This window comes from Streptomyces seoulensis, assembly GCF_004328625.1.
Classification (GTDB): Bacteria; Actinomycetota; Actinomycetes; order Streptomycetales; family Streptomycetaceae; genus Streptomyces; species Streptomyces seoulensis.
In genome coordinates this window covers 4,756,860-4,779,146 of the sequence record NZ_CP032229.1, presented here as the reverse complement: position 1 = coordinate 4,779,146, position 22,287 = coordinate 4,756,860, and the positions used below count along the sequence as shown (strand labels likewise).

The 22,287-nt window shown below is 70.7% G+C and carries 18 protein-coding genes; 2 read left to right on the top strand and 16 right to left on the bottom strand.

Annotation, left to right across the window (positions count from 1 at the left end; translation table 11 throughout):
- Positions 1–124: 124 nt before the first annotated feature.
- Genes D0Z67_RS22185 through D0Z67_RS22175 form a run of 3 tightly spaced genes read right to left on the bottom strand, consistent with a single transcriptional unit; the run spans position 125 to position 2,926 of the window.
- A complete protein-coding gene (locus D0Z67_RS22185; protein ID WP_031183549.1) occupies positions 125–1,192 on the bottom strand; it encodes an ABC transporter substrate-binding protein in 1,068 nt (355 codons plus the stop codon).
- Positions 1,193–1,251: 59 nt separating this feature from the next.
- The gene (locus D0Z67_RS22180; RefSeq protein ID WP_031183548.1) at positions 1,252–2,121 is read right to left on the bottom strand and encodes an ABC transporter permease; all 870 of its coding nucleotides are present in this window, start codon (positions 2,119–2,121) and stop codon (positions 1,252–1,254) included.
- The gene (locus tag D0Z67_RS22175; protein ID WP_031183547.1) at positions 2,111–2,926 is read right to left on the bottom strand and encodes an ABC transporter ATP-binding protein; all 816 of its coding nucleotides are present in this window, start codon (positions 2,924–2,926) and stop codon (positions 2,111–2,113) included. The genes D0Z67_RS22180 and D0Z67_RS22175 overlap by 11 nt, the downstream gene beginning before the upstream one ends.
- A gap of 157 nt (positions 2,927–3,083) precedes the next feature.
- On the opposite strand from D0Z67_RS22175, the gene D0Z67_RS22170 reads away from it, so the two are divergent.
- Positions 3,084–3,776 carry a response regulator gene (locus D0Z67_RS22170; RefSeq protein ID WP_031183546.1) on the top strand — a complete coding sequence of 231 codons (693 nt, stop codon included), beginning with the start codon at positions 3,084–3,086 and terminating at the stop codon, positions 3,774–3,776.
- A 69-nt stretch (positions 3,777–3,845) separates the two neighbouring features.
- On the opposite strand, the gene D0Z67_RS22165 is transcribed toward D0Z67_RS22170, so the two are convergent.
- From D0Z67_RS22165 to D0Z67_RS22140, 6 genes are all read right to left on the bottom strand, one after another.
- Complete coding sequence (locus D0Z67_RS22165) at positions 3,846–5,438, bottom strand: solute symporter family protein (RefSeq protein WP_031183545.1); 1,593 nt, start codon at positions 5,436–5,438, stop codon at positions 3,846–3,848.
- Positions 5,435–5,992: a DUF485 domain-containing protein gene (locus D0Z67_RS22160; protein ID WP_078873660.1), complete on the bottom strand. Its 558-nt coding sequence runs from the start codon at positions 5,990–5,992 to the stop codon at positions 5,435–5,437. The genes D0Z67_RS22165 and D0Z67_RS22160 overlap by 4 nt, the downstream gene beginning before the upstream one ends.
- 69 nt (positions 5,993–6,061) lie before the next feature.
- Entirely contained in the window at positions 6,062–6,751 is a 690-nt protein-coding gene (locus D0Z67_RS22155; RefSeq protein WP_031183543.1) for a response regulator transcription factor, read from the bottom strand.
- On the bottom strand, positions 6,748–7,899 hold the full coding sequence (locus tag D0Z67_RS22150) for a sensor histidine kinase (RefSeq protein WP_031183542.1): 1,152 nt from the start codon (positions 7,897–7,899) through the stop codon (positions 6,748–6,750). The genes D0Z67_RS22155 and D0Z67_RS22150 overlap by 4 nt, the downstream gene beginning before the upstream one ends.
- On the bottom strand, positions 7,896–8,444 hold the full coding sequence (locus D0Z67_RS22145; RefSeq protein WP_031183541.1) for a DUF1453 family protein: 549 nt from the start codon (positions 8,442–8,444) through the stop codon (positions 7,896–7,898). The genes D0Z67_RS22150 and D0Z67_RS22145 overlap by 4 nt, the downstream gene beginning before the upstream one ends.
- Before the next feature lie 326 nt (positions 8,445–8,770).
- Positions 8,771–10,894 (bottom strand): DNA gyrase/topoisomerase IV subunit B, encoded by a 2,124-nt coding sequence (locus D0Z67_RS22140; protein WP_031183540.1) that lies wholly within the window; start codon positions 10,892–10,894, stop codon positions 8,771–8,773.
- A gap of 439 nt (positions 10,895–11,333) precedes the next feature.
- Here D0Z67_RS22140 and D0Z67_RS22135 point away from each other — a divergent pair, with 439 nt between their 5' ends.
- The gene (locus tag D0Z67_RS22135) at positions 11,334–11,564 is read left to right on the top strand and encodes a DUF7455 domain-containing protein (protein WP_031183539.1); all 231 of its coding nucleotides are present in this window, start codon (positions 11,334–11,336) and stop codon (positions 11,562–11,564) included.
- A gap of 111 nt (positions 11,565–11,675) precedes the next feature.
- On the opposite strand, the gene D0Z67_RS22130 is transcribed toward D0Z67_RS22135, so the two are convergent.
- The 7 genes from D0Z67_RS22130 to D0Z67_RS22100 form a co-directional block, all read right to left on the bottom strand.
- Positions 11,676–12,536: a serine protease gene (locus tag D0Z67_RS22130; protein WP_031183538.1), complete on the bottom strand. Its 861-nt coding sequence runs from the start codon at positions 12,534–12,536 to the stop codon at positions 11,676–11,678.
- 121 nt (positions 12,537–12,657) lie between these two features.
- A complete protein-coding gene (locus D0Z67_RS22125; RefSeq protein WP_031183537.1) occupies positions 12,658–14,184 on the bottom strand; it encodes an RNA polymerase sigma factor in 1,527 nt (508 codons plus the stop codon).
- A gap of 432 nt (positions 14,185–14,616) precedes the next feature.
- Positions 14,617–15,504: a FadR/GntR family transcriptional regulator gene (locus D0Z67_RS22120; protein WP_031183536.1), complete on the bottom strand. Its 888-nt coding sequence runs from the start codon at positions 15,502–15,504 to the stop codon at positions 14,617–14,619.
- Between the two features lie 162 nt (positions 15,505–15,666).
- Positions 15,667–17,442 (bottom strand): ABC transporter ATP-binding protein, encoded by a 1,776-nt coding sequence (locus D0Z67_RS22115; protein WP_031183535.1) that lies wholly within the window; start codon positions 17,440–17,442, stop codon positions 15,667–15,669.
- A gap of 173 nt (positions 17,443–17,615) precedes the next feature.
- A complete protein-coding gene (locus tag D0Z67_RS22110; RefSeq protein ID WP_031183534.1) occupies positions 17,616–18,374 on the bottom strand; it encodes an NUDIX hydrolase in 759 nt (252 codons plus the stop codon).
- Between the two features lie 104 nt (positions 18,375–18,478).
- Positions 18,479–19,984, bottom strand: a complete 1,506-nt coding sequence (locus D0Z67_RS22105; protein WP_078873659.1) for a DUF4192 domain-containing protein — start codon at positions 19,982–19,984, stop codon at positions 18,479–18,481.
- Between the two features lie 131 nt (positions 19,985–20,115).
- Positions 20,116–22,278, bottom strand: a complete 2,163-nt coding sequence (locus D0Z67_RS22100) for a RecQ family ATP-dependent DNA helicase (RefSeq protein ID WP_031183532.1) — start codon at positions 22,276–22,278, stop codon at positions 20,116–20,118.
- Positions 22,279–22,287: the final 9 nt, after the last annotated feature.

Genomic DNA, 22,287 nt, shown 5'->3' with positions numbered 1-22,287 from the left:
AGGCCTCCGTGCGGTGAAGATTCGACACCTCCACCACACACGGGGGCCTTCGCCATGATCAAGCCCTGCCTGCGTTAACAACGCTCGTGATCAATACAGCTAGGCACCCCGCGCCCCCGGGCGCCTACTTGGCGGCCTTCTCCTGCTGGGCGGCCTTCTCGGCGAACTCGGTGGTGTACGTCTTGTCGAGGTCGACGTCGGCGTTCTTGATGTTGGGACTGAATGCCTTGAGCACCTTCTCAACGGTCTCCGGTCCCCGCGCCGGCATGATGCCGTCCTTGGTGAACATCGGCAGGGTGCTCTTGATGGCGGCCGCGTAGAGCTTCTCGTCGCCCTGGGAGTAGTCGGACGGCATCTTGGCCGCGATCTGCTCGGCGCTGTGGGTGGACATCCAGTTGAGCGTCTTGACGAACGCGTTGACGAGCTTCTGGACGGTGTCCCGGTGACCGTTGACCCAGTCCGTGTTCATGTACAGGCTTGACGAGGGGTACGGCCCGCCGAGCGCCTCCTGCGAGCCCTCGGGCGTACGCATGTCGATCAACACACGCCCGGCCTTCTTGGCCAGGATCGTGGCGACGGTCGGGTCGGTGGTCATGCCCGCGTCGATAGAGCCCTTCTGCAGCGCCGCGATGAAGGTCGGCCCGGCGCCCACCGCGACCGGGCTGAACTGGTTCACCTGGACGCCGTGCTTGACCGCGAGGTACTTGGTGAGGAAGTCCGTCGACGAACCGAGCCCGGTGACACCGAGCTTGCGGCCCTTGAAGTCGCCGGGCGAGTGGATGTCGCCCGTCTTCTTCGCGGACACCACCTCCACCTCGCCGGGCGCGTGCGAGAACTGCACGACCGACTCGACCGACTTGCCCTTCACCTGGAGGTCGAGGGTGTGGTCGTAGAAGCCGACGGCGCCCTGGACCTGGCCGGAGACGAGCGCGGTCTCCGCCTGGGCGCCGGCGGGCTCGGTCAGCAGCTCCACGTTGAGGCCCTCGGCGTCGAAGTAGCCGAGCCGCTGGGTGAGCATGGCGGGCATGTAGATGACCTTGTCGAGACCGCCGACCATGATCTTGACCTTGGTGCCCTTGCCGCCTCCCCCCGAACCACCGTGGCTGGCCACTTCGTTGGCGCAGGCGGTGAGCGAGGTGAGGGAGAGCAGACAAGCGGTGGTGAGCGAGGCGATTCTGGTGCGCTTGCGCATGAGGAGTCACGTCCTTGGGACTGTGCGGGTGCGGGGAGTTCGGCGCGCGGGGCGGTGGTTCAGTGACCGGAGTCGGACGACTTCCAGCGGAAGACCCGGCGCTCGGCGAAGGTGAGAAGCCCCTCGGCGAGGAGCGCCACGACCGCGAGGATCACCATCGCGGCGTACACACCGGCGGAGTTGAGAGTGCCCTGCGACTGGGCGACGAGCAGGCCGATGCCCCGGGTGGCACCGATGTACTCGCCCACGATGGCGCCGATGAGCGCGAAGCCGAAGCTGACGTGCAGGCTGGTGAAGATCCAGGAGGTGGCCGAGGGGATGACCACCTGGAGGGTGACCTGCCGGTCGGTGGCGCCCAGGATGCGGGCATTGGCGACCAGATCGCGGTTGACCTCGCGGGCGCCCTGGAAGGCGTTGAAGAACACCGGGAAGAACACGAGGACCACGGCCGAGGCGACCTTGGAGGCGGGGCCGAGGCCGAACCAGATCAGGAAGATCGGGGCGAGCACGATCCTCGGGATGGAGTTCAGCACCTTGATGTAGGGGCCGAACAGGTCGGCGAGGAAGGCGACCCGGCCGAGCGAGATGCCCAGGACGACACCGGCCACCACGCCGATGACCCAGCCCAGCAGCGCCTCGTACAGCGTGTACCAGATCTGTTCGCCCAGGGATCCGAGCGCGGTGCCGTGCAGCACCCAGGACGTGATCTGGTCCCAGATCTCCGACGGCATCGAGAAGTTGAACGGGTCGATGACCTCGGCGCGGGACAGCCCCTCCCACAGGCCGAGCACGCCGACCAGCAGCAGGACGCGGGCCACCACCACGATCACCCGGCGCCTGCGTGCGGCCTGGGCCCGCGACCGGGACGGTGCCGGGGCCTGCGGCTTGGCGGGGTCGGCGAGCGGCGGGGTCACGGTCTCAGGCGACATCGGCGGCACCTCGCTCACGGGTGATGCGGACCTCTTCACCGAGGGACTCCCAGATCTCGCGGTAGATCTCGATGAACTTGGGCTCCAGCCGGATGGACTCCACCTTGCGCGGCCGGGGCAGATCGATCGTGAACACCTGCTTCACGGTCGCAGGCCCGGCGGTCATCACCACGACCTTGTCGGCCAGCGCGATGGACTCCTCCAGGTCGTGGGTGACGAAGACGACCGACGAGCCGGTGCCCTCCCACAGCTCCAGCAGCTCGTCCGACATCAGGGCGCGCGTCTGCACGTCGAGCGCGGAGAACGGCTCGTCCATCAGCAGGATCTCGGGGTCGTTGACGAAGGTCGCGGCGAGGGCGACGCGCTTGCGCTGGCCGCCGGAGAGCTGGTGCGGATACCGGTCCTCGAACGCGGCGAGCCCGACCCGGGCCAGCCACTCACGGGCCTTCTGCCTGGCCTCCGCCTTGGGCACGCCCCGGAAGCGGGGGCCGGCCATCACATTGGACAGCACCGTGCGCCAGGGGAAGGTGGCGTCCTGCTGGAAGACGAAGCCGACCCGGTCGCCGACGCCGTCGACCGGCTGCCCGGCCACCAGCACCTCGCCCTCGGAGGGCTCCTCCAGCCCGCTGACCAGGGTCAGCGTGGTGGACTTGCCGCAACCGGTCGGACCGACGACGGCGACGAACTCGCCCCGCTCCACGGTGAGGTCCAAACCGCGCACCGCGGTGTGCGGATCACCGGAAGGGGTTCTGAAGATCTTGCTCGCGCCCCTCAGCTCGATGGCGGGGCTGGTGTCTGCGCTCATGCACCGGGACGGTAGGGGCGACGCCGCTCCGGCAGCAGTCTTGTGCGCGCAACCCCTTCTTTTGCTCGCAAGAACCTGTTGTGCTCGTTTTGCTCGCGCTACAACTGCGGAGCCGAAACACGGGTTTAACGCCCGTCGGCCTTGAAGGAGAGGCCCGATGATTGACGTGCTGGTCGTGGACGACGATTTCCGTGTCGCCGAGATCAACGCCAGGTACGTGGGCAAGGTTCCCGGCTTCCGGGTGGCCGCCCGCGCCCACAGTGCCGCCCAGGCGCTGGCCGCCGTCGAACGCGGCGGTATCGACCTGGTGCTGCTCGACCACTATCTGCCGGACCGCACCGGCCTCGAACTCGTCCACCAGATGCGCCGGCACGGCCACGGCACCGACGTCATCATGATCACGGCGGCCAGCGATGTGACGACCGTCCAGCAGGCGATGCGCCTGGGCGCCCTGCACTATCTGGTGAAGCCCTTCACCTTCAACGCACTGCGCGGCCGCCTCGACTCCTACGCCGCCCTGCGCCGCACCGTCGACCGGGTGGGCGGAGGCGGGGTGACCGGCCAGGAGCAGGTCGACCGCATCTTCGGCGCCCTGCGCACGGCCCCCGCCCCGTCGGTCCCAGGGCTGCCGAGCGGCCACACGGAGCCGACCTCGGACCTCATCTGCGGAGTCCTGCACGGCGCGGACCAGCCCTTGTCGGCGCACGAAGTGGCCTCCCGCACGGGGCTGAGCCGCTCCACCGCCCAGCGCTACCTCCGCCACCTGGAGCAGGCGGGGCGCCTGCGGCTGTCCCTCAGATACGGGGACACCGGGCGGCCCGAGCACCGGTACGCCTGGGTGACGCCGTGACGACGTGACGTCATGACACTGTGCCGCCATGACGCCGTGACGCTGTGACGCCGCCCAGGCCCGGCGTGCTTATACGGCTCCCGCTCCGGTCAGCGAACGCACCTCGGTCTCCGCGTACTTGGCCTCGTCCGGCACCTCGTCCGAGGTGACCGTGCCCAGCCAGCCCGCGAGGAAGCCGAGCGGGATGGAGACGATGCCCGGGTTCTGCAACGGGAAGTACTGGAAGTCGACGCCGGGGAAGAGCGCGCCGGGGCTCCCCGACACCACGGGCGACAGCAGCACCAGGATCACCGCGGGGATCAGCCCGCCGTACACGGCCCAGACCGCCCCGCGCGTGGTGAAGTTCCGCCAGAACAGCGAGTACAGCAGCGTCGGCAGGTTCGCCGAGGCAGCCACCGCGAAGGCGAGACCGACCAGGAACGCCACGTTCAGGTTCCGGGCCAGCAGCCCGAGCGCGATCGCCACGACACCGATGGCGGCCGCAGAGATCCGCGCCACCGCCACCTCGCCACGCGGGGTGGTGGGCCTGCGCCGCAGCGACGCGTACAGATCGTGGGCGACCGACGCCGAGGAGGCGAGGGTGATCCCGGCGACCACCGCGAGGATGGTGGCGAAGGCGACGGCGGCCACGACGGCGAACAGCACGGTTCCCCCGGTGGAGGAGGCACCGCCGCCCAGGTCGAGCGCCAGCAGCGGGATCGCGGTGTTCCCGGCCGCGTTGGACCGGCGCAGCGCGTCGGCGCCCACCACGGCGGTCGCCCCGAAGCCGAGGACGATCGTCATCAGGTAGAAACTGCCGATCAGCCCGATCGACCACACCGTGGAACGCCGCGCGGCCCGAGCGGTCGGCACGGTGTAGAAGCGGGACAGGATGTGCGGCAGGCCCGCGGTGCCGAGCACCAGTGCCAGACCGAGGCTGATGAAGTCCATCCGCGCGGTCCAGTCACCGCCGTACTTGAGCCCCGGCGCCAGGAACGACGCCCCGTGCCCACTGCGCTCGGCCGCCGTCAGCAGCAACTGGTTGACGTCCCCGTGGAACCGCACCAGGACCAGCACGGTCATCACGATCGTCCCGAGCAGCATCAGGACGGCCTTCACGATCTGGATCCAGGTCGTCGCCCGCATCCCGCCCAGCGATACGTAGATCACCATGAGCGCGCCGACCCCGATGACCGTCCACGCCTGCGCGGCCCCGCCGGAGCCGCCGAGCAGCAGCGCCACCAGGCTTCCGGCGCCCACCATCTGGGCGACCAGATACATGACGGAGACGGTGACCGAGGCGGTGCCGGTGGCGATCCGCACCGGCCGCTCGGCCATCCGCGCGGCGACCACGTCGGCGAGGGTGAACCGGCCGCAGTTCCGGACCAGTTCGGCCGCGACGAACAGCACGACCAGCCAGGCCACGAGGAACCCGACGCCGTACAGCAGCCCGTCGTAGCCGTACAGCGCGATGAGTCCGCTCACGCCGAGGAAGGAGGCCGCCGAGAGGTAGTCGCCGGAGATGGCGAACCCGTTCTCCAGCGGGGTGAAGAGGCGTCCCCCGGCGTAGAACTCCTCCGCCGAACCCTGCCTGCGCCGGCTCACCCAGGTGGTGATGCCGAGCGTCACGGCCACGAACGCGCTGAACAGCAGCAGCGCCAGCATCTGGTGGTGGCTGGTCACGAGGAGCCTCCCTGGATGCCGCGGGTCAGCTCCTGGGTGTCCCAGCGCAGCTCCATCGCGGGCCGGTCACGCCGCAGCCGCGCGTGCCGTGCGTAGGCCCAGGTGAGCAGGAAGGTGCTGGCGAACTGCCCCAGCCCGGCGAGCATCCCCACGTTCACCGCCCCTATGACGGGCCGCGCCATCAGACCGGGCGCTGCCGTCGCGGTGACCACGTACCCCACGTACCAGACGAGGAAGGCGGCGGCTCCCGGCACCACGAACCTCCGGTACCGGCTGCGCACCTCCTGGAACGCCTCGCTCTGCTGCACCGCGAGATACACGTCGCGGGCACGAGCCTCCGCGCTCTCCCGCTCGGCGGCACCGCGCGGACGCGGTACGGCCGCCGGCGCGGGCATACCCGCCCCGTCCAGCTCACCCCAGCCGGCGGCCAGCGTGTCGTGCCAGGGGTCCTCTTGCCGCACGTCGCGGGAAGTCACGCTCTGCTCTTCCTGGTTGTCGGCCGAACTTCCGAGACCGTTCCCGGCACCGAAGTGTCGACCATTGCTTGACTGCATACCCAAGGATGGACAGATCGGGAAGATCCGCGACACACCTTCCCGTACCACTTCACCCCATCAGGTGAGTCACTCCGCCCTCGGCCGGACCACACCCTTCGCATACGCGTAACGCACCGCCTGCGCACGGTCCTTGAGGCCCGTCTTGGCGAAGAGGTTGTTGATGTGGGTCTTCACGGTCGCGGTGGAGACGTGCAACGCGCGGGCGATCTCCTGGTTGCTGAGCCCCTCGCCGATCAGCACCAGCACCTCGCTCTCGCGGGTGGTCAGCCCGTCGGGCGGCTCCGCCGACTCCGAGGTCGTCCGCACCTCGGCCTGGGACAGCTTCTCCAGCAGCCGGAGTTGGATGCCCGGCGCCAGCGCCGCCTCCCCCGACAGCACGCTCTGCACCGCGCGCACGATCTCCTCCCCGCCCGCGTCCTTGGTCAGATATCCCCGCGCCCCGGCCCGCAGCGCGGCGAACAGCGACTCGTCGTCCGCGAACGTGGTCAGCACCACCACCTGGGTGCCCGGGTACTCGCTCCGGATACGGCGAGTGGCCTCGACCCCGTCGCAGCGGGGCATCCGCAGGTCCATCAGCACCACGTCAGGCGCCAGTTCACCGACCAGGCGCACCGCCTCCTCGCCGTCCCCGGCCGCGCCGACCACCTCGAGGCCGGGCAGCAGGCCGAGCAGCATCACGATGCCTTCCCGCACCACCGTCTGGTCGTCGGCCACCACCACCCGCGCGGGCTTGAGCTCCCCCTCCGGCGCCGTCATACCGGCACCTTCAACGTCACCACGAATCCCTCCTCGTCCGGCCCGGCGTCCAGCGAGCCGCCCAGCAGTTCGGCGCGCTCCCGCATGCCCAGCAGACCGTACCCGCCGCCGGAGGCGGCCAGTTCGCCCGGACGTCCGCCCTTGTCCCGCACATCGAGGGTCACTTGATGCTCGCTGTAGTCGAGCCGGACCCGCACCTTCGCGCCCTGGGCGTGCTTGCGGACGTTCGTCATCGCCTCCTGCGCCACCCGGCGCACCGCCTGCGACGCCTCGGCCGGCAGCGCCCGGCGCTCACCCGTGACGGTGACCTCGCCCCCGTCCGTCACGCTGACGAGGTCGGTCAGGAACTCTTCCAGCGGGGTCAGTTCACCCCGGAGCGCCGACAGTGCCTGGCGGGTCTCGGCGAGTCCGTCACGGGCCATGCCCCGCGCGGCCACCACCCGCTCCAGCACCTGCTCCCGGCTCGCGTCGCGCTCCAGCAGCAGCCGGGCCGCCTCCAGGTGCACCATCTGCGCCGAGAGGCTGTGGGCCAGCACGTCATGGATCTCCCGCGCTATCCGCGCCCGCTCGCTGAGCGCGGCCGACTCCGCCTCCGCTTCCCGCGCGGCCCGCTCCTGGGCGAGCAGCCGCTGCGCGCTGCCCCGCGCCTCCGAGTCCAGCCGCGCGACGTAGCCGGCCAGCGCCAGCCCGGCCACGGTGGAGGCGGTGGTGAGCCACACGTCCTTGTTGAAGATCGCGAAGGAGGCCAGGGCGACCGAGGTCACCGGCACCGCCGCCGCGAGGGGCAGCCGCTCCAGGGCGAGAATTCCGCAGCCGCACCAGAGCACCAGGGCGGGGCCCCCGAAACCGGTCAGCTGGGCGGCGACCGCCAGAGCCAGGAGCACGGAGACCAGCGCCAGGGAGGGCAGCAGCCGGTGCGCGTAGGTGGTGCGGAAGTAGCCCCACGCCGCGCCGGAGGCCAGCAGTACGCCCGCCACGGCGGCGGCCTCTCCCCACAGGGGTACGTCGTTCTGTCTGAGTGCTGCCCACAGCAGCAGCCCGAGCAGCACCACCCTGATGGCCCGGCCCAGCAGACGCCGGGGGCGGCTGATGCCGACTTTGCTCAGCGCCTCGCGTGAGGGCCAGCGGGTCCAGGGGTTCTCGCTCACACCCGCTCCTTCCAGGGCGGCCGTACCGCCGGGGCGCCCGGTGCCGACGGTGTTCCGTCACCGTACGTCGGCGGCGGGGCGGGCGAGGAGGTCAGCAGCTGTGCCCGCCTGGTGGTGATGGCGCCACGGACCAGCAGGGTCGCGGCGAGGCCCAGCATCAGGGCGGCACTGTCCTGCCGGACCCCGAGGGCGTACCCGAGGCCGAAGAGGCCGGCTCGCAGGGCTATCCCTCCCGCCCACACGGCGGCACTGGCCTTGCTGCTGCGGCTCCACACGACTCCGTCCGGCGTCCGCCAGATCCGGGTGGTCCAGGCCCAGCCCGCTCCGGTGGCCAGACCGACGGCCACTTCGGCGACGAGCAGTCCGAGCGACTCGACGCGGTGGTGGGCATCCACTATGCCGGGCCCGCGCAGCGCCAGGACCGCGAGAATCGCGGGCGCCAGCCACCAGCGCCGCTCGGCATCGACGGCGTGGGTGCGGAACTGCCTGGCGATCACCAGCACGGCGACGGCCACGATCACCAACGCGTCGACGAACCCGGACATCCGAGCCTCCGTGTATGAGAGGGGGTGTCGGAGGCGGTCGCTCCCGACCCTCTCGAAACTACGGAAATCCGCAGGCCACGGGATCGGAGCTGGGGTGGATCGCGGGTGGATCTCCGCAGGGCCGGCTTCTCCACCCACGGGTGGAGAGGTCTTGGGGGAAACCCTGATCCGGACCCGACCCACCCCGACACACCCCGGCCCGACCAGACCGGGCAGAGACGCAGGCACCGGCACCGGCACCGGCACCACAACGAAAACGGGAGCACCGGCCGAAGCCAGTACTCCCGTCATCCCACCCGCACCCGGTCAAAGCCGAGTGCCCACGGCTACGCGTCGATCCGCGAACGGTCCAGCGTCGCCGCCGAGCTGGAGATGAACTCCTTGCGCGGCGCCACGTCGTTGCCCATCAGCAGGTCGAAGACCTGTTCGGCGGCTTCGAGGTCCGCGAGGTTGATCCGGCGCAGGGTGCGGTGGCGCGGGTCCATCGTGGTCTCGGCCAGCTGATCGGCGTCCATCTCACCGAGGCCCTTGTAGCGCTGAATGGAGTCCTTGTACCGGACCCCCTTGCGCTGGAACTCCATGAGCGTGTCCCGCAGCTCGCGGTCGGAGTACGTGTAGACGTACTTGTCCTGGCCCTTCTTCGGCTGGATCAGCTCGATGCGGTGCAGCGGTGGCACGGCGGCGAAGACCCGGCCCGCCTCGACCATGGGCCGCATGTAGCGCTGGAAGAGCGTGAGCAGCAGGCAGCGGATGTGGGAGCCGTCGACATCGGCGTCCGTCATCATGATGATCTTGCCGTAGCGGGCGGCGTCGATGTCGAAGGTGCGGCCCGAGCCCGCTCCTATGACCTGGATGATCGCGCCGCACTCGACGTTCTTGAGCATGTCGGTCACGGACGAGCGCTGCACGTTGAGGATCTTGCCCCGGATGGGCAGCAGCGCCTGGAACTCGGAGTTGCGCGCCAGCTTGGCCGTACCGAGCGCGGAGTCGCCCTCGACGATGAACAGCTCGCTGCGGTCGACGTCGTCGCTGCGGCAGTCGGCGAGCTTGGCGGGCAGGGACGAGGACTCCAGGGCGGTCTTGCGGCGCTGGGCGTCCTTGTGCTGGCGGGCGGCCACGCGGGTGCGGGCGGCGGCGACCACCTTCTCCATGACCGTGCGGGCCTGTGCGGCGTCGTCCCGCTTGGTGGAGGTGAGGAACGCCTTCAGTTCCCGCGCGATCACGGTGGAGACGATGCGGCGGGCCGCCGAGGTGCCGAGCACCTCCTTGGTCTGGCCCTCGAACTGCGGCTCGGCCAGGCGGACGGTGACGACCGCGGTCAGGCCCTCCAGGGCGTCGTCCTTGACCACGTCGTCCTCTGCGACGCGCAGCATCTTCTTGGCGCGCAGTACTTCGTTCATCGTCTTGGTGACCGCCTGCTCGAAGCCGGCCACGTGGGTGCCGCCCTTGGGGGTGGCGATGATGTTGACGAAGGACTTGAGGTTGGTGTCGTAGCCGGTGCCCCAGCGCATCGCCACGTCGACACCCAGTTCCCGGGTGACCTCGGTGGGCGTCATCTGGCCATGGTCGTCGAGGACCGGGACGGTCTCCTTGAAGGTGCCCTGGCCCGAGAAGCGGAGCGTGTCGCAGACCGGCTTGTCGGTGGCCAGGTACTCGCAGAACTCGCTGATGCCGCCGTCGAAGCGGAAGGACTCCTCGCCCTTGCTGCCGCCGTCGCCCAGGCCCATCTCGTCGCGCACGACGATGGTGAGGCCCGGCACCAGGAAGGCGGTCTGGCGGGCGCGCTGGTGCAGGTTGTCCAGGGAGAGCTTGGCGTCCTTGAGGAAGATCTGCCGGTCGGCCCAGTAGCGCACGCGCGTGCCGGTGCGGTTCTTCGGGATCTTCTTGGTCTTGACCAGGCCGGTCCCGGCCTCGAACTTGGCCTCCGCGCCACCCCGGGCGAAGGCACCCGGAACACCACGGCGGAAGCTGATGGCGTGGGTGCTGCCGCTCCGGTCCACCTCGACGTCGAGCCGGGCGGAGAGCGCGTTCACCACGGAGGCGCCGACGCCGTGCAGGCCGCCGGAGGCCGCGTAGGAGCCGCCGCCGAACTTGCCGCCGGCGTGCAGCTTGGTCATGACGACCTCGACGCCGGACAGGCCGGTCTTGGGCTCGACGTCCACGGGGATGCCGCGGCCGTTGTCCCGGACCTCGACCGAGCCGTCGTCGTGGAGGATCACCTCGATGCGGTCGCAGTAACCGCCGAGGGCCTCGTCCACGGAGTTGTCGATGATCTCCCAGAGGCAGTGCATCAGGCCGCGGCTGTCGGTCGAGCCGATGTACATGCCCGGACGCTTGCGCACGGCTTCGAGGCCCTCGAGGACGAGGAGGTGCCGCGCGGTGTAGTTGGAGCCGTCCCGGTCTGCTCCTGCCAGCAGCGCTGTGGACGGCACGGACGTATCGGCGGTCACGCGGTTCGCTCCTCGCTGAATTTCAGATGGGCCCCTGGTGGGTACGGGGCCGGCTTCGGTCGCCGCTCAGAGGGTACCGATGCCTGGTAGAGCCGGTGTAACGCCACCCTCGGCGGGGAACTCAGACTAGCCGAGGGTCGTACGGACGTTCGATCCCTCGATGGAGTGAAGCACACATCACGTTCCCTTCGAGGCATGAACCATTTAGGCTCCGGGCACGTCCTCATCAACAACCGGCAACCCAGCCGGGAGGACCGACCCCCAAGACCGCGCGAAACCGTACGCACCAGACCACGCACTACGGCACATTCGCCGCCAACCGGCAACACCCAGCCATCCCGAAAGAAATTTTCGACGGAAAGCCACGAGCGGGAACGAATTCGGCCTGGTTGGATGTTGACCCTGGTACGACAGCTCGTCGAGCTAGAGAAGAGGCGACGTGACTACTGTTCTGACCCCCGCGAGCCCGCTGACGGCCGCCGATCGCTGCGACCGCTGCGGCGCCCAGGCATACCTGCGCGTCGTCCTGCTGAGCGGCGGAGAACTGCTCTTCTGCGCCCACCACGGGCGCAAGTTCGAGCCGGAACTCAAGAAGATCGCCGCTGAGATACAGGACGAGACGGAGCGGCTCACGGCCGTTCCCGGCACCTCTGCCACCGAAGAGCGCTGAATCTCGCACCCACCCGACGAGCCAGCCCCGGCATAGGCCGGTGAACGGGCGGCTGCTTCCCCAGCGGAGCAGCCGCCCGTTCTCGTGCCCGGAAGGGCACCCCGGGCGCTCTCAGGAGCGCTTGGGGGCCTTCTCGGCCCCGTCCTCGGCCGGCTCCAGCGTGCGCACCACCTCGGACACCCGCGTGTAGACACCCGGACTGCCCGCCTGACCGCACCCGCTCCCCCACGACACCAGCCCGATCAGCCGTCCCCCGGCGACCAGCGGACCGCCGCTGTCGCCCTGGCAGGCGTCCGGCCCTCCGGCGGCCTCTCCCGCGCAGAGCATGGAGGCGGCGTCGTAGGTGCCGTTCCGCCCGCCCGGATAGGCACGCGTGCACAGGTCGTCGGCCAGCACGTGCACCCGCGCGGCACGCAGCCGGTTCGTATAAGCGCCGCCGCCGCTGGTGTCGCCCCAGCCCGACACCAGGGCCTCCGTTCCGGCCGCGTACGCCTCGTCACCGGCCGCCGCCATGGGCACGACGGCGCTCTGCGGCACGGGCTCGGCGAGGGTGAGGACGGCGTAGTCACCGGCGTTGGTGGCGGGGTCGTATCGCGGGTTCACCTTGATGTTCCGCACGGCCGTCTCCTGGCCGTCGGTGGCGAGCAGATCGGTGCGGCCCGCGATGACCTTGAGGTCGCGCACCCGGTTCGGGGGCGTGCCCATGACGTCGTCGGCGACACAGTGGGCGGCGGTGAGGACGGTGGTCGGCGCGATCGCCACGCCGCCGCAGAACTGGCCCGCACGGCTACCCCCGAACCGGTCACGACTGGAGAGCGCCACCGTCCACGGGGCCTGGGAGACGTCTATCGGGAAGCCGCCCACCACGACGCTGTCGGCCACGGCCGGAGCCGCGCCGATCAGGGGTATCGCGGTCAGCGCAGCCGCCAGGGAGAGCGGCCGGATCAGTGCCCGGACAACGGTACGGCGCATGCGGACTCCTCACTCAGGGTGGTTCCGGAACACCCAGAGTCATCCAGCACACGGTGGCCCGCAGCACGAAGGCCCGGCCCCACGAGGGGAACCGGGCCTTCGGTGTGCGAGCGGACTCGACCTAGTCGAGGTAGTCGCGCAGCACCTGCGAACGCGACGGGTGGCGCAGCTTCGACATGGTCTTCGACTCGATCTGGCGGATGCGCTCACGCGTCACGCCGTAGACCTTGCCGATCTCGTCGAGGGTCTTCGGCTGGCCGTCGGTGAGGCCGAAGCGCATCGAGACGACACCGGCCTCGCGCTCCGACAGGGTGTCGAGCACCGAGTGGAGCTGCTCCTGGAGGAGCGTGAAGCTGACGGCGTCGGCGGGGACGACGGCCTCGGAGTCCTCGATGAGGTCACCGAACTCGCTGTCGCCGTCCTCGCCCAGCGGGGTGTGCAGGGAGATGGGCTCGCGGCCGTACTTCTGGACCTCGATGACCTTCTCGGGGGTCATGTCGAGTTCCTTGGCCAGCTCCTCCGGGGTGGGCTCGCGGCCCAGGTCCTGGAGCATCTGGCGCTGCACACGGGCGAGCTTGTTGATGACCTCGACCATGTGCACCGGGATACGGATGGTGCGGGCCTGGTCGGCCATCGCGCGGGTGATCGCCTGACGAATCCACCAGGTGGCGTACGTGGAGAACTTGTAGCCCTTGGTGTAGTCGAACTTCTCGACCGCGCGGATCAGACCGAGGTTGCCCTCCTGGATCAGGTCCAGGAAGAGCATGCCGCGGCCGGTGTAGCGCTTGGCCAGGGAGACCACGAGTCGGAGGTTGGCCTCCAGCAGGTGGTTCTTGGCGCGGCGGCCGTCCTCGGCGATGATCTCCAGCTCGCGCTTCAGCTTCGGGGCGAGCTTGTCGGAGTTGGCGAGCTTGTCCTCGGCGAACAGACCGGCCTCGATGCGCTTGGCCAGCTCGACTTCCTGCTCTGCGTTGAGGAGGGGGACCTTGCCGATCTGCTTCAGGTAGTCCTTGACCGGGTCGGCGGTGGCGCCGGCCGCGGCGACCTGCTGCGCGGGCGCGTCGTCCTCGTCCTCGTCGGACAGCACGAAGCCGGCGGCCTCGGTGCCCTCGGGCTCGTCGGAGGACTTGGTCTCCTCGACGACCTCTTCCTCGAGAAGCTCGGCGTCGTCCTTCTTGGCGCCGGTCTTCTTGGCGGCCGTCTTCTTCGCCGTGGTCTTCTTCGCCGCCGTCTTCTTGGCGGTGGTCTTCTTGGCAGTGGCCTTCGTGGCGGAGGCGGCGTCGTCGGTGTCCTCGCCCGCGACGGCGGACGCGGCCGGGGCGGCCGTGGCCCTGCGGGTGGTCACCGTCTTGGCCGCGACCGTCTTGGTGGCGGTGCGCTTGGCCGGGGTCTTCGCTGCGACGCTCTTGCGGGTGCGCTTGGGCTCTGCGGCACTGACCATCAGCGTCACACCCTCTTCCTCAAGGATCTGGTTGAGGCTGCGCAGTACGTTCTTCCACTGAGTGGCCGGAATCTGGTCAGCTTCGAAGGCCCGACGCACATCGTCGCCGGCGATCTGCCCCTCAGCCTTTCCCCGCTCAATGAGCGCCATGACAGAGACGGACTCGGCGATCTCCGGCGGGAGCGTACGGGATGTGCTGGCCGACACGAACAACCTCTCGGAACGTTAGAAAGCGGCTTCCGGCACCGTCCGTCATGGACAGGAGCCGACCACCGGCCTGGGGATGGGCCGACGGCGCGGGCGGAGCCGGGGAGAGACACAGCGCCTGGCAAGGCGTCCGTATTCCCTTCGCGGCTGTTCACCTCTTAGGTCATCGCGCTGTTTCCGGGAGCGTTACGCCCAATCCGCGTGGCCCGAGTCACACCCTGCCGAGAGCCGAATGCGATCAGATGTGAACGAAGCGGTCCGCTGCCGATCTCCGTCCTGATCACTTCGCCGGTCCGGGCGGCCTGTCGTACCGCCGGACTCGGCCGGAATCCAGGGAGTCCGGCCGAGTCCGGCGACGGCGGGACCCGGTCGCGGTACCGCCATCTCGATCACTGGAGCGCGCCACAAGCGGGCGCGCCGTCCGCTTGTCCGTCAGTGCTCGCGCGGCGCGGGGACCACGCGCTCCACCTCGGGGTGGACGGTGAGGAGCTGGCGCATCGCGCCCTCGGCCACGGCGCCGTCGCCGCTGCCGAGCCCGTCCACGATCCGCGCGTGCTGCGCGACGGACGCCTCGGTCGGCCGCTCGCAGCCCGTGGCCGGGCCGCCGGAGACCTGAAGGGCGGCGGTGACGATCCCGGACAGGTGGTCCAGCATCCGGTTGCCCGCGACCTGGATGAGCAGCCCGTGGAATTCGGCGTCCGCGCGGGAGAAGGTCAGCGCGTCACCCTGGGCGAGGGCGTGGCTCAGGATCTCGACCAGGTCCACGAGGCGCTGCTGCACGTCCTCACGGCCGTGTCCGGCGGCGAGGCGGGCGGCGAGCGGCTCGATCGTCCAGCGCAGTTCGTTCAGCTCGCGGCGCTGGTCGTCGCGCTGCGGGCCGAAGGCGCGCCATTCGATGATGTCCGGGTCGAGCAGGTTCCAGTCGCTCACCGGGCGCACGCGGGTGCCCACGTTCGGCCGGGCACTGACGAGGCCCTTGGCCTCCAGGACCCGGAGGGACTCGCGCACCACGGTGCGGGAGACCTCGAAACGCTGGCCGATCTCCTCGGGCACCAGCGGGCGGTCGGCACCCAGGTCGCCGGAGACGATCATCTGACCGAGCTGCTGGACGAGCTGGCCGTGCAGTCCGCGCCCGCGGCTGCCCCCGGCGCGCCGGCCCACGCGGCCCAGGTCGGAATCGGCGCCCTCCCAGGCGGGCGCCGCCACGCGGTCGGCCATCGGGGCCTCGGCGTAGGGGTAGCGGTCGAGTTCGCCCGGTCCGGCGAGGCCGGAGTCGGCGGAGCGGGCGGTGGTCATCATGGTGTGCGCAAGGGTACTCACGCATCTTTTGTCGGCGTTGCCTCCAACTGCCTTGAGGGCTTTGGTGAAAAGCACACGAAAGGGTGATCGCTCACCCCGTCGCAATTGACGCCTTATCGGAAATAAACGGGCTTTCTGTGGGGAGTTGTGTGCACAGCGGCTCGGAAACCGCACCTCAGGGGATCATCTCGCCCTGGCGCGCAGGGTCGTGATCAAGTACGCGCACAGCAGGGCCGCGAGCGACAACGTCATTGCGCCACCCACGGGTTGGGCGATCACGCGCGCAAGTCCCAGCAGGTAGCGCTCCCCTCCGAAGGGCCACTGGAGCAGGAGAACCTCCCGCATCCGCACGTGAATCCCGGCCGCGACTCGCACATACGAGCCTTCGAACAACCGGTGCACGAGCGGTACGACGGCCACCGGCACCGCGAGGACCGCGGCCAGCCCCGCCGCCGTGGAGCGGAACACCCCGGCCGCCAGCACACCGGCCCACGCGCAGCCGACCACGAGCGCCAGCCAACTCGCACACAGTGGCAGCCAGTCCCCCGGGACCTGGACCAATTCCCGCCCGTATACGAGATAGAGAAGCTCGGCGTCACAGCCCAGCGCGAGAAAGGCCAGCATTCCGGCGGTGATTCCGGAGACGAGAAGCTTCGCGGTGAGCAGCCCCAGCCGACGGGGAACGGTGCCCCGGTCCGCCGCCAGCGCGGGATACCGGAACTCGCCCCCGAACGCGAGCGCACCGAGCAGCCCCGCCGCGAGGGCGACCGGCGGCAACGGCACCTCGCGCGGCCACGCGGCGAACAGGCGCGCCTGCGGGGTGTGCCCGATACGGGCCAGCACCACGGCGGTGATCGCGGACACGACGAGGGCGACACCGCAGACGACGAACCCGGTACTGATCCCGGTGGCGCGCCGGAGTTCGTAACGCAGCGGACGGAGGGGGCTGTGCACGGAGCGGACGGCGATGGGGAGCGGGAGGGGTTCGGGGGCTTCATCGATCTCGACTTCCTCCGGCTCCGCGACGCCCTCCGGGACTGCGACGGCTTCGGTCGGTACCGGCTGATCTCCCTCTGGTGACTCCGGCCGCATGTCACCGACCTCATCCGCGAGTTGATGGATGAGGATGCCGTTCCGGAAGGCGATCTCCCCGACGTCCGCGGTCGTGCTGCCGTACACGGAGAGACGGTTGCCCTCCTCGCGGACGACCTCCAGAGAACGCTGTTCGGTGCGGGCCTCCTTGGTGAGCAGGTTCGCCAGACGGGCGGCGTGGGGGCTGCGTACGGCGACGCGCGGCCGGAGCCGGGTACGCGCGAACTCCGCAGCCTCCAGGTCGGCGGCGACCCGGCCCCCTTCGAGGGTGACGACGTGATCGGCGTGCCGGGCGGCCTCCTTGGGGTCTGCGGTCGTGAGGAGCACGGCACCGCCCTGGTCGGCGTACGCGCGCAGGGTGGCGTGCAGCCAACGTGCTTCCTGTACGGAGAGCCCGGCGGCCGGTACGTCCAGCACGAGGGTGTGCGGGTCGGGCAGCAGGGCGCAGGCCAGGCCGAGCCGGCGGTCCATGCCGAGGGACAGCGTGCCGAGCCGTTCCTCACGGAGGCTGACGAGGCCGACCTCTTCCAGCACTTCGTCGGCCCGCCGGGCCGGCACGCCTGCCGCCGCGCAGAGCATGCGCAGGTGGTTGCGGACCGTGCGTGAGGGGTGTCCCGGCACAACGCCGAGGAGTACGCCGACTTCGCGCGAGGGGTGGGCGACACAGTGCAGGGGGCGCCCTCTGAAGTAGGCGATGCCGCGCCCTCGCTGGAGTTCGAGCATCAATCTGAGCACCGTCGTCTTGCCCGCGCCCGTCGCTCCGAGGAGGGCGGTCACCTGGCCGGCGCGCGCTTCGAAGGAGACGTCCTCGACGGCGGGCGGCTGGTCTTTGAGGGAGTCACTGGTCAGTCCGACAGCCTGGATCACCTGACGGAAGATAGCGCGCTATGTCCTGTTTTCCAGGTATCACCCCTTCTGGCCGGCAGTTGTTCGGCGGAGGGTCAACCTGCATGGCTCACTTGCCCGATGAGCGTCCCGCAGGAGGGGGCGCAGGCCGGGGATCCCCAACTGCCCTGCGCGTGCCGGTCCGACGCCCGGCCTCAGACCTCGGGGCGGAGCATCGGGGGGTTGAGCAGAGTGGCGCCGCCCGCCCGGAAAAGCTGCGCGGGCCGGCCGCCCTGGCGTGTGGTGGTGCCGCCGGCGGGGACGAGGAAGCCGGGCGTGCCGGTGACCTTGCGGTGGAAGTTGCGGGGGTCGAGTGCCACGCCCCAGACCGCCTCGTAGACCCGGCGCAGCTCACCCACGGTGAATTCCGGCGGGCAGAACGCCGTGGCCAGCGAGGAGTATTCGATCTTGGAGCGGGCCCGCTCCACCCCGTCCGAGAGGATCAGGGCGTGATCGAAGGCCAGGGGCGCCATCGGTTCGCCGTCGCGGCCGTAGCCTCCCTGCTGGAGCAGTTCCTCCACCGGTGCCCAGCGCGCGTTGCTCGCGTCGCCGCCCGCGCGCGGCGCCGGGAGGTCGGGCGCGAGGGCGAGGTGAGCGACGCTGACCACGCGCATACGCGGGTCACGCTTCGGATCGCCGTACGTGGCGAGCTGCTCCAGATGAGCGCCGTTGTCCTGTGCCGGTGTCGCCGGATCGTGGGCCCGGAGCCCCGTCTCCTCCGCCAGCTCGCGCGCCGCCGCCTGGGCGAGGTCCTCGTCGTCCCGTACGAAGCCGCCTGGGAGCGCCCACCGCCCCTGGAAGGGTGACTCGCCCCGGCGTACCGCCAGCGCGCACAGGGCGTGGCGGCGCACGGTCAGTACGACCAGGTCCACGGTGACGGCGAAGGGCGGGAACGCTGACGGGTCGTAGGGCATGCCGCGATCATAGTCGTCTCCCTGACGATAAACACTCCGTTCGTAAGGGGATCGATGAATCCGCCGGGAGTTGGGGGTGGGATCAGGGGGTCCGGGGTGCCTGCTCAGCCGTCCTCCCTGTCGTGGCAGGTCTTGCCCGCTCCGGAGGGGGTGGGGCGTGAGCGGGTCGGGCGCCGGGTCTGGGCTTGCGGCCGCTGGGCGCAGGGGCCTGGTTTAGCGGGGGTGGTCTTGCCGGGGCCGGTCTTGCCAGGGCCAGTGTTACCGGGAGCGGTGTCGCCGGGGCCGGTGGAGCGGGGGCGACGCTTACGGCGTGGCGGCGTGGCTGGGTCCGACTCCGTCGCATCCTGCGCCGGGAGGGTGGTGTCCGGAGGAAGCTGGGAGCCGGATTTCTGCTCCGGAATGTTCGGCTCCGTGGACGGTGCCCCCTCCCCCGGCCGCCGCCCCGCACGCTCCTGCCGGAGGCACCGCCGGATGGACTCCGGGTCCAGGCCTTCGTTGCACGCCCGGTGCAGGAGCTGGGCGAAGAGGTAGTGCGGGTCGGCACCGAGGGCCATGGCCAGGGCCTCCCGGGCCTCGATGTCGTCGCCGGTCGACCAGGCGACCCAGCCGGCCAGGGTCAGAGGTGCCGCCGCGTGTTCGCGGTAGGGGCCGACGCAGCGGCGGGCCAGTGCCCGCCAGAGCCGCAGGGCGGGTGCGCCTTCGTCGCCCTCCATCCAGGCGGCCGCCCGGTCGCGGGTCGTCCGGTCCTGAAGACCGAGGATGAGGGCGGCCGCCTCGTCGTGGCCGAGGAGGGTGTCGTCGCGGACGTCCGCCGGGTGGATGCCGGACACCGGCGCGGCCTCGGCGAACCGGCGGATGATCCGTCCGGCCAGGTCCAGCGTCTCCTCGGCCACCTCGGCGCGGCTCGCGTCGTCCAGGATGCGGGGCACCAGGGACATGCCGGCGGCGTCCAGCGCGACTTCCTGTTCCAGTGCGGCCGAGGTCTCCCAGGGCTGCATCCTCGCGTGCAGCTCCCGCAGCGAGCCCCGTACCTGGATGCCGGCGTAGGTGGCCGCGGCCGCCATGGCCGAGGTGCCCGGCATGCCCATCGGCGTGCCCTCGGGCGGGCAACAGCTCTCCACCGGGCAGACGTAGGACCAGAAGCGGGTGTCCGAGACGCACAGCGCCTCGATCACCGGTACGTCGAGGCTGCCGCACTCGGTGCGCAGCAACTGCGCGAGCGGGGCGAGCCGGAGCATCACATCCCGCCCCGTCTCCCCCGGCCGTGGCTCCTGGCAGACGTAGGCCACGATGCGCTCGGGCCGGGAGCCGCGCCGTCGGGTGCCGATCACCAGCCCTCTGGCGATCTGCCGGGCCGCCGCCTGCCAGTCCTCTGTGCCGGCCGGAATGCCCAGGCGGGCCCGCCCGCCGAAGGTTCCCCGGTCGAGCAGACTCACCAGGACCATGCTGTCCTCCGGGCGGTATCCCAGCAGGTAGGGCAGCGCGTCGGCCAGCTCGGCCGGGGTGCGCAGAGCGAGCGGGGTGTCGGGCGTGAGCTGCCCGTCGAAGGACATTCCCGCCGTGATGTCGCCGTTTTCGAAGGGTTCGGTCGTTTCGCCGTGATTCGTCATGCGCTGACGATCCCGCGAATGACGAAATCCCGCTGGCCCTGTGGATAACCAGCCTGTGGACAATTCGGAGCAGGGACACGACAATCCCACGCCCCCGCCCCACGAGCCCGCCCCCGGGCGGACAGCCACTCTCACCCCGCCGCAGCCAACACCAACGGCAGAACCTCCCCCGCCCCCGCCCGCCGCAACAACCGCGCCGCCACCGCCAGACTCCACCCGGACTCGGTCCGGTCATCCACGAGCAGCACAGGCCCTGGAGTATCCGACAGAGCCGCCGCCAGCTCCCCCGGCACCGTGAACGCCGAAGCCAGCGCCTGGAGCCGCTGAGCGGAGTTGCTGCGATGCGCCTGGTGCGCCTCGGCCTCCCCCGTGTACGCGAGCGCCCCCAGATACGGCAGCCGTCCGATCTCGGCCACCCGCTCCGCGAGCGAGGCGACGAGTCGCGGCCGGCTCAGCGAGGGCATGGCGACGACACCGACCGGACGGGCCATGGCGTCCGGCGTGTTCGACGCCCACCCGCCGGACGAGCGCGCCCAGTCCGCGAGGACCTCCACCACGGCCTTCAGCACGTCCTCCGGCACCGGGCCGTCAGGCGTCTGCTCGGCGAGCAGCGGCCGGAGCCGGTTGCCCCAGCCGATGTCCGAGAGGCGGCCCAGGGCACGCCCGGTGGCGCACTGTTCCTTCGCCGGGATACGACCCTTGAGGTCGATGCCCAGCGCGGGCATCCCCGTGGGCCACATGCGGCGCGGCTCGATCTCCACGCCGGGCCGGTCCAGTTCACCGGCGGCGGCCGTCAGCGCCTCGGCGGAGACGCCCGTGTCGATCCAGGCGCCCGCGCAGGTGTCGCAGCGCCCGCACGGGGTGATCTCCACGTCGTCGAGCTGGCGGCGCAGGAACGCCATCCGGCACTCGTCCGTGCCGACGTAGTCCCGCATGGCCTGCTGTTCGGCAGCGCGCTGGCGGGCGACCCAGGCGTACCGCTCGGCGTCGTACACCCAGTCGGCGCCGGTGGCCGTCCAGCCGCCCTTCACGCGGTGCACGGCGCCGTCGACGTCGAGCACCTTGAGCATCAGTTCCAGCCGGGTGCGCCGCAGGTCCACCAGCGACTCCAGCGCGGGTACGGACAGCGGGCGTCCGGCGTCGGCGAGGGCGGCCAGGGTCTGGCGGACCTGGGACTCGGGCGGGAAGGCGACCTCGGCGAAGTACCGCCAGATCGCCTCGTCCTCCTTGCCCGGCAGCAGCAGCACATCGGCGTGCTCGACGCCTCGGCCCGCGCGGCCCACCTGCTGGTAGTAGGAGATCGGGGAGGACGGTGAGCCGAGGTGGACCACGAAGCCCAGGTCGGGCTTGTCGAATCCCATCCCCAGCGCGGAGGTCGCCACCAGGGCCTTGACCCGGTTGTCCAGCAGGTCGGACTCGGCCTGCTGGCGGTCGGCGTTCTCGGTGCGGCCGGTGTAGGAGGCGACGGCGAAGCCGCGTGCGCGGAGGTAGGCGGTGACCTCCTCGGCGGCCGAGACGGTCAGCGTGTAGATGATCCCGGAGCCCGGCAAATCGTTAAGGTGCTCGGCCAGCCAGGCCAGCCGGTGCGCGGCGTCCGGCAGCCGCACCACGCCGAGCCGCAGGCTCTCCCGGTCCAGCCGCCCCCGCAGGACGAGCGCCTCGCCGGCGCCGGTGCCCAGTTGCTCGGCCACGTCAGCCGTGACGCGCTCGTTGGCCGTGGCGGTGGTGGCGAGCACGGGCACTCCGGGCGCCAGCTCCTGGAGCATGGTGCGCAGCCTGCGGTAGTCGGGGCGGAAGTCGTGCCCCCAGTCGGAGATGCAGTGGGCCTCGTCCACGACCAGCAGACCGGTGGTGGCCGCCAGCTTGGGCAGCATGCGGTCGCGGAAGTCGACGGAGTTGAGCCGTTCCGGGCTCACCAGCAGCACGTCGACCTCGCCGCGCTCCACCTCCTCGTGGATCGCGTCCCACTCCTCGGGGTTGGCCGAGTTGATGGTGCGGGCCTGGATACCGGCCCGTGCGGCCGACTCGACCTGGTTGCGCATCAGCGCCAGCAGCGGCGAGACGATCACCGTGGGGCCGGAGCCGCGACGGCGGAGCAGGGCGGTGGCCACGAAGTACACGGCCGACTTGCCCCAGCCGGTGCGCTGCACGACCAGGGCCCGGCGCCGGTCCACCACCAGGGCCTTGACCGCCTCCCACTGGTCCTCCCGCAGCCGCGCGGAACCCTCCGGCGCGCCGACCAGCTCGGCGAGGACGGCGTCGGCTTCGGTACGCAACTGCTCCAGGTCGTTCATGCCCCCATG